We start from the raw sequence: 11,306 nt of genomic DNA, 5'->3' as shown, positions 1-11,306 counted from the left end.
GTGAGGCTGCGCAGCGTCGCGTTGCGTGCTCTTTGAGGATCGATGCCGAGGACTTTGAGCCGTCCGGCGAGGGTGTCCGGGTGTAGATGCTGGCCAGCACGAGTGCCGGGGAAGAGCCAGTCGGTGCCAGCATTCGTGGTGTTGCTGTTCTCAGGGTTTTGTAATTGTTGCCAGAACAGCTCAGTGAGGGCTGCGGGTACGGCAGCCGGTGTTGCTCCGAGCTTGAGGCGCATGCCGTCCGGAGCAGTGATGAGATGTTCTCGGCGAAGCAGGACGATCTTGTTCAGCGGGTGTGCCCATAGCAAAAGAATCAAACCAGCCAGGCGCGTAGACCGAGCTACTTGCTGGTGTTCTAAACAGTTCCTCACGAGTTCAGTCCGCTGCATGTGGGTAATCATTGGGTTGGCTTGAGCTTTTCGGAAGGGCGTATCAAGCTCATGGGTGCGGCTGCTTGGCTGACTATTGAGCCAGCGAACGAAGTTTCGGATGTGTTTTCGGGTGCTGGGGCCACTGCTCAGGTAGTCATCGATGTGCTTCTGTTGGAGCTTTTCTGCGCCGATATCGTGCGTCTCCTTGAGCCAGAGGAGAAGTTTCCCTGCCTCGGTGATTTCCTGTTTCGCGGCGCTGATGGCGGTACTGTGGTTGGTCTCCGGGTCTGCGGCTTTGTCGCGGATTCGTTTGAGGTGGCGCCACCTGGCGAAGAGTTCGACTATATGGCTTGTCCCGTCAGTGGGCAGGGAGGCGACTCTGGCTGTGATCCATTGCTCGAAACGAGCGAGGTTTTCGTTTCCGCGCTCGGGCATCATGCGATGGTGAATTAGCAAGGCTCTTAGGTGCTCAGCAGCTGTTGAGGTGGGTAGCTCGTCGAAGGCCTCATGGGTGAGTGCGAGGTTTCGGTTTCCAATCTTTTCTAGGAGATGGCGGGCTTTGGTGCCCGGACGCATGTAGGTATAAATACTCTCGGGTCGCCCTGTCTCTGTGAGCAGCTTTATGAGGCGGTGAAGTCGTAGATCTTCGTTAGGTTTGAGGACAGCAGTAAGGTCGTCGGTGAGAGTGCATTGCATGCATAAGCCTGCGCGGAATCGTTCTGCTTCGCGTCTGCAGCGGGTGCAGGTCAGCTCTGTGGCAATGCCGGCGCAATCGCGGCAGATCGGTTCACCGGTGGCAGAAGAGATGCCAGGGAGCATCCGGTGCTCGCGGCAGTCCGGGCAGGTACCGTATGTGTGCGTGGCTTGAGTGAAGCATACGCCGCAGACTGACCCGTCTGTCCAGCGGACCCGAATCTTGGCGACTAGCTGCTGACAACGGCAACAGGTGTGGTTGCCCGTTGAGCGGGGACGGCCTCTCTTCTTCTGTGGTGTGAGGTTCTCGAGCGTGGGCATGCGGGCTGATCCGTTGCCTCCCGTGGCCGGACGGCCCGGGTTACTCATCGTCTTCAACGATTCGTGCGCGCACTGGCCTGTACTGGCGCAGTTCAGGAAGGTTCTGCCCAGTTGCGTTGCTACGCTGCCTGAGAGTCTTGGCATCCGTCACGGTGTAGGTGATGAGGTCATTGGGGGTGACATCCAGTGCGTCGCAGAGTGCAACGAGGACTTTGAAAGCTATTCGTTCGGGCTCTTGGGTAACGATGCGCCAGATGGCGTTGGGGGTCAAGGTAATACCGCGTTCGTGAAGCAATTCAGCGAGGTCCTTAGCGGTATGGACACCGCGTCGTGCCATGATTTCGCGTAGCTTCCAGTTGTAAGTGATCTCGCGGCGGCTCATGAGTTCCTCCTCGATGGTTTCAGCCCAAGGGCGGCCTGGATAGTGCGTTCATGGGCCCGTTCGAGCGCAAGACGTTGGTAGTCGGGCGAAGGCATCGTATAGATCGAAGTTGTCGCCGCGTGCTCATGGCCCAACTGAAGCTGAACGAAGGTGACGTCGAATCCTTCACCGGTGATCAGATGGGTGGCGTAGGAGCGCCGGAAAGAATGGAGATCAAGTCCGGGAGGGAAACCGAGTTCGTCGATGAGTGTGTGTAGCTTACCGAGCAGGTGGGACTCACCGACAATGGAGCCCCCTGTGGTGGGGAAAAGATCATTTACGGGATGCCCGTAGCGGGGGAGACCATTGCGGATCCAATCCTGGATCATTTCCACTGACCAAGGCCAGATGGTCAGTACTGAGCGGGGTTTCTTCGCCGAACCGCGGTGTGGTTTCCCCCAGCGCACGCGAAGCACCCCCTGCTCGCCGAGATAGGGTGCCTGCGCATTGCGCGAATAGTCCACGACCTGAAGGTGGCGCAACTCGTTGGCACGCAAGCCCCAGCTGTAGGCGCTCTTGAATGCGATCGCGTCACGCCAAGCGGCCAAAGCGCCTTTGCGGCCGGAGTCCAAGATCCGTTCGACTTCAACGTCAGCTAAGTCGAAGAGCTCCTGCAGCTCGCGCTGAGTGAACGGCCGTTTGGCAGGGCGTGCCTCGGAGGGTTGGGCGTGGGTGATGTGGTTCAGTTCGGTAACTACCTGAGCGAAGACTTGCCCGAACAGCTTCGCGCTCTGTTCGCACCAGTCATAATGAGGGTCGCAGACGTACTCGCAGAAGAGCTTAATATGACCCTGATAGGCGCGAACGGTCCCATGGGAGAGGTTTCGGACAGCCCTGGCATGCGAGAAAAAGTCGTCAGCGTCCCCGAGGCTCCATTCCCACGGATAACTACCGGCGAAGTCCACCATACTCATCACCACGTTCCGTCGGGTCCGAATCGTGGCTAGCGCGAAGTCTTTTGCTCTTTGCTGCTGGGCCCAGCCATCCAAGACCATGCTGAGGAAAGCGTCCGGGTCGGGATCGTTCCCACCGAACGGAGCAAATAAAACATTTTCGTTGTTGCCCATCGACCGTCCTCAGCGCTCGAAACTGGATTGCGATTCTTGCACATTATTTGCGAGACTCGCAATAGCTGAGTCGGAAAAGCACGTCAACACATACATTGCCGCTGGATCTTTAGCGGCGTTCTAGACTAGGAACATCGCCAGCCTGACGGACGTCACCACTGATAAAGCTCAGGTCAAAAGGTAGTTGGGGGTCAATGCGGTTCGTTACCCGAAATGTCATCATGTGCGGCAGGAGCAAATAGAGTCTTTTCTACTTGACATAATCAGAATTATCGGCCTAAAAATTAATCAATAGATAATGTAAATAGTGTTGCTCCATAAGCTGTTTGCATAGCGTGTTAACCGGGGGCAGTCTTCATTTTGCCGCTTCCCTCCGAGGACCCCGGTCCCGCCGTAGCAAGCAAATGCGTTAGCGAATAAAATGATAGCTTGCATTTTCCGTGCGCCGACCCATTGACAGCTGTGGACCTGCTGACTAATGTCAGTAACATGCCACATGCGATGTGCTTCAAAAGGGTCATGACCCTACTGTTGCAAATACGAGAATTCTTCGTATCTCTCATCATCCACAACATGTGTAAGCGCACTGATGAATTGAGATTAGATAAATGAGCCCGAGGTATGAGAACCCACATATTGTGTATGTGGATGCGAATGAATCGAGCTCATCGTTGTTTCAAAAGCTCGGGCTCTTTGAACGTTTACGCTCCATAGGTACTTTAAGAGTCCATGAAGGCACTCCAGAGTCGGCAGCAGATTTCGTTTCCGTCGTTGGCGCAGCTCAGGTGATCATCCTGGGAGGAACCTTGCCTGATGAAGTTCTGGTCAAAGCACCTCATCTGCGCCTTGTGGCCTATGTTGGGCAGGGTGCATCGAATTTCGTCAATCTTCCTCTGGCTCAGAAAAAGGGTATCGAGGTCGCTGTCACACCTGACTATGGAAATTCGGCGGTTGCCGAACATGTGATCGCGCTGCTTTTTTCAGTGGCTCGGAGGACAGCTGAAGGTGACAGGCATGTACGAACCGGCCGTTGGCGCCCTTTCCCTTCAGGGATGGAGATCGCCGGAAAAACGGCTGGAATCATCGGTTACGGTGGAATCGGAGCACATGTAGCCAAGCTTCTGCGCGCTCTAGGAATGAACGTCCTGATTTGGAACAGATCGCCGGTAACTAACGCCGAGGCGAATGTTGAGTTGACGCCCTTGCCAGAAATTTTTGATCAATGCGATGTAGTCAGTTTGCATTTAGCTTTGAATGCTCAGACCCACGGCATCATCACCGCCGACATGCTGGACAGATTACGTCCCGGAGCAATATTGCTCAACACAGCACGCGCGGAACTTATTGAAGACTTCGCGCTCGAGGACAAATTAGAGAAAGGTCATCTGTCGGCCGGCCTTGACGTGTTCAGACAGGAACCCCCAGAGAGCAATGATCGTCTTCTCCAGCTAGGGAACGTAGTGCTGACACCACACCAGGGGTACAACACACCCCAGGCTTTTTCTGCTTTGGCCACAGGGGTGGTCGAAAACATCGAAAACTTCTTGAATGGAAAAGACTTCCACAGGGCCTCATCTTGAGCACCACCGATCTCATGACAAACAGCCACCGTATATGGAGAAACTGAATGCAATACGACAACTTCATTAACGGCAAATGGGTTCCTGGGGAATATCAAGCAAACGTTAATCCCTCGGAGACGACCGACGTTATTGGTTACTACGCACAAGCAACAAGTAGCGATACAGATCGAGCAATTCAGGCTGCATGCAATGTTAAGCACGAATGGGGCGAGACCCTAGCGCAAAATAGGAGCGAAGTACTCACCCATATCGGTGAGGAAATATTAAAGCAAAAAAATGAGCTTGGGAAGTGCATTGCCCGCGAAGAAGGAAAGCTAGTCACCGAAGGAGTCGGTGAAGCCGAGCGAGCGGGCCGAACTTTCCTCTACTATGCTCACCAATTGCAGCAAGCTACTGGTGAGATGTTCTTATCTTCACGAGAACGGACATCGATTCATACGGTGAGGAAACCCGTTGGGACCGTGGGAATTATTACCCCATGGAACTTCCCTCTTGCCATCCCCGCTTGGAAAATTGCCCCTGCTCTCGCCTTCGGCAACACGGTGGTGTTCAAGCCCGCTACCCTAGTTCCGGCATCGGCATGGAACCTAGCAAAAATAATCTCCGAAACCAATCTTCCTCACGGTGCTTTCAACTTAGTCATGGGCTCGGGAAGAGCCGTTGGCGATCGCATTTCGAAGTCGAAATCAATAGATGCCGTGAGCTTCACAGGATCGGGTGAAACAGGGAAACAGATCATCCAAGACTGTATCAATATCGGCAATAAAAAAGTCCAAACCGAAATGGGAGGAAAAAACAGTCTAGTCATTTTAGACGATGCTGATATCCCAACGGCGGTGGAGGCCGTTATCGATGGTGCCTACTACTCTGCCGGTCAACGTTGCACTGCAACAAGCAGGGTCATCGTGACGAAGGGGATCATTGAAGAAGTTAAGACATGCCTTGTCAATCGGATTGCTGAGCTCACCGTCGGTCATGCTCTGGACTCGACCGCCGACCTCGGCCCGCTCGCCAGTGAAAATCAACTGTCAAACGTACTGGAGTACGTAAAGATCGGGGTGAATGAAGGAGCAGAAATTCTATCGGGAGGCGCCGCTTTTGATGCGTCAACCCCAGGGTTCTTCATGCAGCCAACGCTATTTACAGGTGGTCGATCGGATATGAGGATCAACCAGGAAGAAATCTTCGGCCCCGTCGCCTGCCTTATTGAAGTGGACGGAATCGATGAAGCCATTGAGACAGCTAATGACACAGATTACGGACTATGCGCAGGGATCATTAGTGAGTCACCGCAGTCAGTCAACAAATTCCTACGCGAAGTCGACGCAGGCATGCTGCACGTCAACCGTTCCACAGCCTTGACCGAGCTTAACGTGCCTTTCGGTGGCACGAAGTCGTCGAGTTTCGGTCCCCATGAACAAGGCGCGGCCGCCCGCGAGTTCTACACCACTTCTTCCACGGTATACACCACGACCACCTCTTAAGATCGAAGACAGGACGTCAAAACCACATGAGCCATGTAACACAAACAGAGCTGCGTAAGCGACTTTCCCGGGTCCTCTCCGAACTCTACGGTGAGGAGGTCCCCGCATACAACATGTTGGTAGATGTAGCGCAGGAAGTAAACCAGGATTACCAACGCCAGCACCCGGAACAAGCTGAGTTGTTTGGAAGTCTGGAACGAGTGACGGCCGAGCGACATGGGGCCATTCGAGTAGGAAGTCCGGAGGAACTATCTCAAGCGGCCAGGATTTTCGGCGCGGTTGGAATGTACTCGGTCAATTTCTATGATCTTCGTGATGCGAAGCCAAAGCCCATTCCCGTGGTTTCAACGGCTTTCCGCCCCATCGACCGACACGAGCTCGCCGAGAACCCCTTCAGAGTCTTCACCTCCATGTTGGTCCCCGAAGATCGTAGATTCTTTACGTTGGAGCTGGAACAGAGACTTAAGGAGTATATCTCCCAAAGGACCTTGTTTTCCGATGAGTTGTTAGCCTTAGCCGATTTATCAGTGGCTGGAAAAGGTCTACCTGAAGAGCAAGCCCAACGTTTCCTGACTCTCGCGGCTTCCGCATTTGCCTTGTCTTCTGAACCAGTCGATCGAAAATGGTACGAAGAACTTGAAAGTATTTCCAGCGTCGCAGCGGATATTGGTGGTGTCTCCACAACCCATATCAATCATCTGACACCCCGCGTACTCAACATAGACGAGCTCTATTCTCGAATGGAAGCTCGAGGAATCAGCATGATCGATTCCATCCAGGGCCCTCCAAAATGTGAGGGGCCAGATGTGTTACTTCGGCAAACCTCTTTCCGTGCGCTTTCGGAGCCTCGTATGTTCAAAGAAGCCGACGGCTCAGTATGCGAAGGTGCGCTTCAAGTCAGGTTTGGTGAAGTTGAGGCTAGAGGTATAGCTCTCACTCCCACCGGGCGTGCCGTTTACGATTCAAGTATGGCTGAGGTAGATGCCGAATCGGCTCAAAGCAGACGAGATCGTGCCGACGTCGCTCAAGAAATCTGGGCACAGCGGTTCCCTCGAACTGAAGCTGAATTCCTTCAAAAGGACCTTGGGTACTTTACTTTCGAGCTCGTATCGGAGAGACCTGCCTCAGACATGCCATCTCAGTTGATCGATATGGTCTCAGAGGGCCATATTCGTATTGAACCAATTGTCTACGAAGACTTCCTCCCCCAATCAGCTGCCGGCATCTTTGCCTCAAATCTCTCAGGTGATGGCAACGTCCGCGACGCACAGGGCGACGCTCCCCGGGACGCTGCTTGGATGTCCGATCGAATCGGGACACCAGTATTAGATTCCTTTGAAATCTACGCCCAGGAACGTGCATCATCACTGGCTAGAGTCTGCCAACAACTTGGAATACAGCCAGAAGACCTGACCCTCCCCTGGATGTAGTCGTAGCCCTTTAGCATCACCCAAGTTCTGACCACACCAGAATACGCACCTCACATCACGTCTCCACAAACTGAGAGATCAATAATGTCTATAACTAAACTTCCGCTCGTTGCTTTGATGGAGTCGATCCACCCCATGGGAATTGAACTTCTCATGAAGCATTGCGAACTTGAGCATATGCCGTCGGCAGAAAATGATGAGTACGAAAAAATCCTCGGCAAAGCCGATGCTGTCATCATCCGGAGCACACTCTTTACCGAAGAAATGATGAAAAAGGCCCCCAACCTAAAGGTTATCGGCCGACACGGAGCGGGTACAGACAACATAGACCTAACAGCAGCGAAGAATCTCGGAATTAAAGTCGTCACCACGCCACAGGCTAATACCGCATCAGTCGCGGAGTATGTCATTACTGTTGCGCTTATGCTGCTCAAGCGAATTCCTGAAGTCAGCACTTCGCTCAGACAGGGCGCTTTCTCCTCCAATGCAGGGTCACTACCTGGCCAAGTCGATCGCGCCAGCCTTACTGGCCGGGAAGCAAATGGAACCAGACTTGGACTCATTGGAGCCGGGGCCATTGGAGCGGCCGTTGCACGACTAGCCAATCATCTGGGAATGCATGTCGCCGCTTATGATCCCTACCTCGATAAGACCAAGGAGCGACCGTTCGAATTGGTGGATGACTTAAACCAGTTGTTATCTCGCTCAGACATCGTCAGTCTGCATGTGCCTGGCGGGCCAGACAGTCATCATCTGATTGGCCGTAGCGAGCTAGAGATGATGCCACCTGGCGCTATCCTGATTAATGCTGCTAGGGGTGAACTAGTAGATCAGGAAGCTTTGATTTCGGTTTTGGAGTCGGGTCATTTGGCCGGAGCTGCTATCGATGTCTATGCAACCGAGCCACCAGATCCAAATTCACGTCTCTTCTGCGCTCCAAACCTGATCCTGACCCCTCATATGGCAGCCATGACCGAAGAAGCTCTCCAACGAATGGCAACGCAAGTCACCACCCAAGTAATTCAAGAGTTAGGTCAAATGCAGAGCATGCCGCGCTAAATCACTCTCACTGGGTTGGGGCCGACCCGGTGAGCGTTCTTGGATTACTTCCTATCCCATCAGTTGATAAGTCGTTCCCAAAGCTCATCGGGGTCAAGATTTGAATTGTTGCGTTTCACCGCATCAGCAAGGAGCACTCTCCCCGTCGTTCGCAAGTGAGCACTCATGGCCCGCCCTGCTTCTAGTGCGTTTCCTGCACAGATGGCATCGACGATCGGCTTATGTTCCACAAGAACGGCGCCTAAATCTCTGGACCCCTTAATAGTCGAAGCCCCAACCAGGCGCATCGCATCGCGAAGAGTCTCAATCACGCGTTCAGCATAGCTATTGTCCGCAAGCTTCAGAATCACTCCATGTAGGAGTTGATCCTCATTCATGAACAGAGGCTCATCATTATTTAGGGCGGCTCTTTCCATTGATAAATAGACCGCCTGAAGTGAGTTCTCCACGTCGTTTCCGATGTTGAGGGCTGCCCGTTCGGCGGCAGGAACTTCCAGCGCGATCCGCACTGAAATCATCTCCGCAAGTTCCTTTGGCCCAGGCAACACCACCCTAAAGCCCTTATTTCGCTCGAAATTAACGATCCCCGTTTCCGCAAGCCGCAGCAACGCATCACGAACGGGACTCCTAGAAACCCCCAGATCCTCTGCCAAACGATATACGGAATACAGCTCACCTGGTATCAGCGTTCCTGTACGGATCCCCTCGCGCACCGCTTTCAGGGTGCGGTCGGTCAAAGTAACCTGCTGGGTATTTATTGGCTGCAAAGATGAAGTTGCCGCAGTCATGGAACCTCCTAGTAGTCGTCCCTAATAGGTATGCTACACGTAACATGCAGGCTTTGGTTGGTTATTCATAATTGTCAATCTACACTTCTTGCGGTCAAGAGCTCACGAGCCCTCGACCCCTTAACTACGTTCCGAAAGTCATTTTTACTGACTCATTTCATTTTTAGGAACAAGCATGTATTGTGATCCGTATCATGTAACATGCGACACATCCCCTTTGGAGGATAAACGATGAAAAACATTCGCAAAAGCTCTCAGATGCTTGTAAGTATCGTTGCGATTGGGATGCTGGCTCTAACTGGATGTAGCGATCCTGAAGCAGCATTGTCTAAGAATTCCGGTGAGGAATCACAAACACGACCGACTGCTGAATTCAATCAGGAAGCAGCCGACCTTCTTCCTGCCGATGTGAAGAATAAAGGCACTCTTGAAGTCGCCACCACTATGGGAATGGCGCCATTAGGCTACCCAGATCAGAATACAGGTGAAGTCGTTGGCCTGAACCCTGATCTCATGGCGCAAATCGGGGAAGTACTAGGCCTCAAGGTCACCGTCAAAGCAGCCTCGATGGATCAGATCATTCCGGGCATACAGGCAGGACGCTATGATGCGACTGCCTCCAATATGGCCATCACTGACGACAGAATCAAAGTTCTCGACTTCGTTCAGTACTACTTCGCGAACAGCTCCCTTGCCCAGCCCAAGGGGAACCCCAAGGACATTACCGCTGACACACTCTGCGGTAAGTCCGTCGGATTAGAAGTTGGTTCGTTCCAGTTCACTGAAGTCATGCCCGTGAAATCCAAAGCATGTGAGAAATCCGGCGATGCACCTATTGATGTCCAAGGATTTCCGGACCAGCAGAAGGCGCTCTCTGCCCTCGACAGTGGTCGGGTTGATGCAATGGCCGGCGATACGCCCATTCTGCTCTACGCCGCTAACCTCAACGACAAAATTGAAGTTGGAGATGCGCTCACAGATGGTTCTATCCTCGGTATCGGAATCAAAAAAGATTCACCGCTGACTGAGGCGCTAGCCGCCGCCATGAACAATCTGATCGACTCTGGCGTATACAAGCAAACAATGGAAATGTATGGTGTCGAAAATCTTGCCATCGACCACGCTGAAATCAAAAAATAGGAGAAGGTGACAATAGCCAGTGCCATCACAATTAGATCCTGTCACTGCCCCGGCCCCGGCCCCGGCAGTAGTGGTTCCCAGAAACATCAAACAGATTATACTTTCTGCCATTGTCATTATTTTGGCGCTGGTTATTCTCTTATCCATCTTTGGTAATGAACGCTTTGGCTGGCAGGTCATCGGCGCTTACCTGTTCAGCACCATCATTCTTACTGGTATTGCGAACACTTTACTGTTGACCTTCTTATGCATGATTGCAGGCACCCTTCTCGGCGCCGTGATAGCGCTTATGAAGCTTTCATCGAGCCCCCCGCTGCAGTGGATAGCTACCGTATATACCTGGATTTTTCGTGGAGTACCTCTGCTGGTGCTGCTACTCTTCTTCTTCAACCTGGCAGCACTCTTCCCCAATTGGAACTGGGAATTCCAGGTTCAGCACCTCTGATCACTTTGAACGCCAATGAGATCATCAGTCCTTTCATGGCGGCATTCCTGGCCTTGTCATTGCATGAGAGTGCTTATATGGCGGAAATCATCCGATCAGGCATTGCTGCCGTTGCCAAGGGACAGAGCGAAGCTGCTCACGCACTTGGAATGAAACCCCTCAAAGTGATCCAACGCATCATTTTCCCGCAGGCCATGCGTCTGATCGTGCCTCCCACAGCAAACCAAGTCATTACTATGCTCAAAAGTACTTCGCTGGTGAGCGTCCTTGCACTTAGCGATCTTCTCTACTCGGCACAGATCGTATACTCGCAAAACTATCAAGTCATCCCACTTCTCGCCGTGGCGACCATTTGGTATCTCATACTCGTCTCCATTCTCACGTGGATACAAAGCCGCGTCGAGCGAGTATTTAACCGTGGATATGGAGAAAAAGGAAAAAGACGCAAAAAAATAAGTCCATCTCCTTCCAACACATCTAAAAACCCATCAGCCATTGCGGAAGAGG

At 52.7% G+C, this 11,306-nt stretch carries 11 protein-coding genes; 7 read left to right on the top strand and 4 right to left on the bottom strand.

Going from position 1 to position 11,306, the window contains the following annotated elements:
* From ACT3UQ_RS19065 to ACT3UQ_RS19055, 3 genes are all read right to left on the bottom strand, one after another.
* On the bottom strand, positions 1-1,064 hold a 1,064-nt coding region (locus tag ACT3UQ_RS19065; protein WP_444637741.1), incomplete at its 3' end, for a hypothetical protein.
* 358 nt (positions 1,065-1,422) lie between these two features.
* On the bottom strand, positions 1,423-1,764 hold the full coding sequence (locus ACT3UQ_RS19060; RefSeq protein ID WP_096253690.1) for a helix-turn-helix domain-containing protein: 342 nt from the start codon (positions 1,762-1,764) through the stop codon (positions 1,423-1,425).
* Positions 1,761-2,870: a tyrosine-type recombinase/integrase gene (locus tag ACT3UQ_RS19055; RefSeq protein ID WP_096253691.1), complete on the bottom strand. Its 1,110-nt coding sequence runs from the start codon at positions 2,868-2,870 to the stop codon at positions 1,761-1,763. The genes ACT3UQ_RS19060 and ACT3UQ_RS19055 overlap by 4 nt, the downstream gene beginning before the upstream one ends.
* Positions 2,871-3,514: 644 nt before the next feature.
* On the opposite strand from ACT3UQ_RS19055, the gene ACT3UQ_RS19050 reads away from it, so the two are divergent.
* The 4 genes from ACT3UQ_RS19050 to ACT3UQ_RS19035 all read left to right on the top strand — a co-directional run bounded on the left by ACT3UQ_RS19050 (position 3,515) and on the right by ACT3UQ_RS19035 (position 8,426).
* Entirely contained in the window at positions 3,515-4,450 is a 936-nt protein-coding gene (locus ACT3UQ_RS19050; protein ID WP_444621215.1) for a 2-hydroxyacid dehydrogenase, read from the top strand.
* A gap of 47 nt (positions 4,451-4,497) precedes the next feature.
* Positions 4,498-5,937, top strand: coding sequence for an aldehyde dehydrogenase family protein (locus ACT3UQ_RS19045; RefSeq protein WP_444621214.1), 1,440 nt, complete (start codon positions 4,498-4,500; stop codon positions 5,935-5,937).
* A 26-nt stretch (positions 5,938-5,963) separates the two neighbouring features.
* Entirely contained in the window at positions 5,964-7,367 is a 1,404-nt protein-coding gene (gene hglS / locus ACT3UQ_RS19040; protein WP_444637740.1) for a 2-oxoadipate dioxygenase/decarboxylase, read from the top strand.
* Positions 7,368-7,451: 84 nt separating this feature from the next.
* The gene (locus ACT3UQ_RS19035; protein ID WP_443439028.1) at positions 7,452-8,426 is read left to right on the top strand and encodes a hydroxyacid dehydrogenase; all 975 of its coding nucleotides are present in this window, start codon (positions 7,452-7,454) and stop codon (positions 8,424-8,426) included.
* Between the two features lie 59 nt (positions 8,427-8,485).
* Here the strand turns inward: ACT3UQ_RS19035 and ACT3UQ_RS19030 are convergent, their stop codons facing one another.
* On the bottom strand, positions 8,486-9,214 hold the full coding sequence (locus ACT3UQ_RS19030; protein WP_443452121.1) for a GntR family transcriptional regulator: 729 nt from the start codon (positions 9,212-9,214) through the stop codon (positions 8,486-8,488).
* Positions 9,215-9,445: 231 nt separating this feature from the next.
* Here ACT3UQ_RS19030 and ACT3UQ_RS19025 point away from each other — a divergent pair, with 231 nt between their 5' ends.
* The 3 genes from ACT3UQ_RS19025 to ACT3UQ_RS19015 all read left to right on the top strand — a co-directional run.
* The gene (locus ACT3UQ_RS19025; RefSeq protein ID WP_443452123.1) at positions 9,446-10,354 is read left to right on the top strand and encodes an ABC transporter substrate-binding protein; all 909 of its coding nucleotides are present in this window, start codon (positions 9,446-9,448) and stop codon (positions 10,352-10,354) included.
* A gap of 19 nt (positions 10,355-10,373) precedes the next feature.
* A complete protein-coding gene (locus ACT3UQ_RS19020) occupies positions 10,374-10,799 on the top strand; it encodes an ABC transporter permease subunit (RefSeq protein WP_444637738.1) in 426 nt (141 codons plus the stop codon).
* The coding region (locus ACT3UQ_RS19015; protein WP_444637736.1) for an amino acid ABC transporter permease at positions 10,766-11,306 on the top strand (541 nt) is incomplete at its 3' end. The genes ACT3UQ_RS19020 and ACT3UQ_RS19015, both read left to right, overlap by 34 nt.

Origin of the sequence: Glutamicibacter sp. AOP12-B1-11, assembly GCF_052379245.1 — a bacterium.
Taxonomy (GTDB): Bacteria; Actinomycetota; Actinomycetes; order Actinomycetales; family Micrococcaceae; genus Glutamicibacter.
This window is presented reverse-complemented; position numbering and strand designations above follow the sequence as displayed.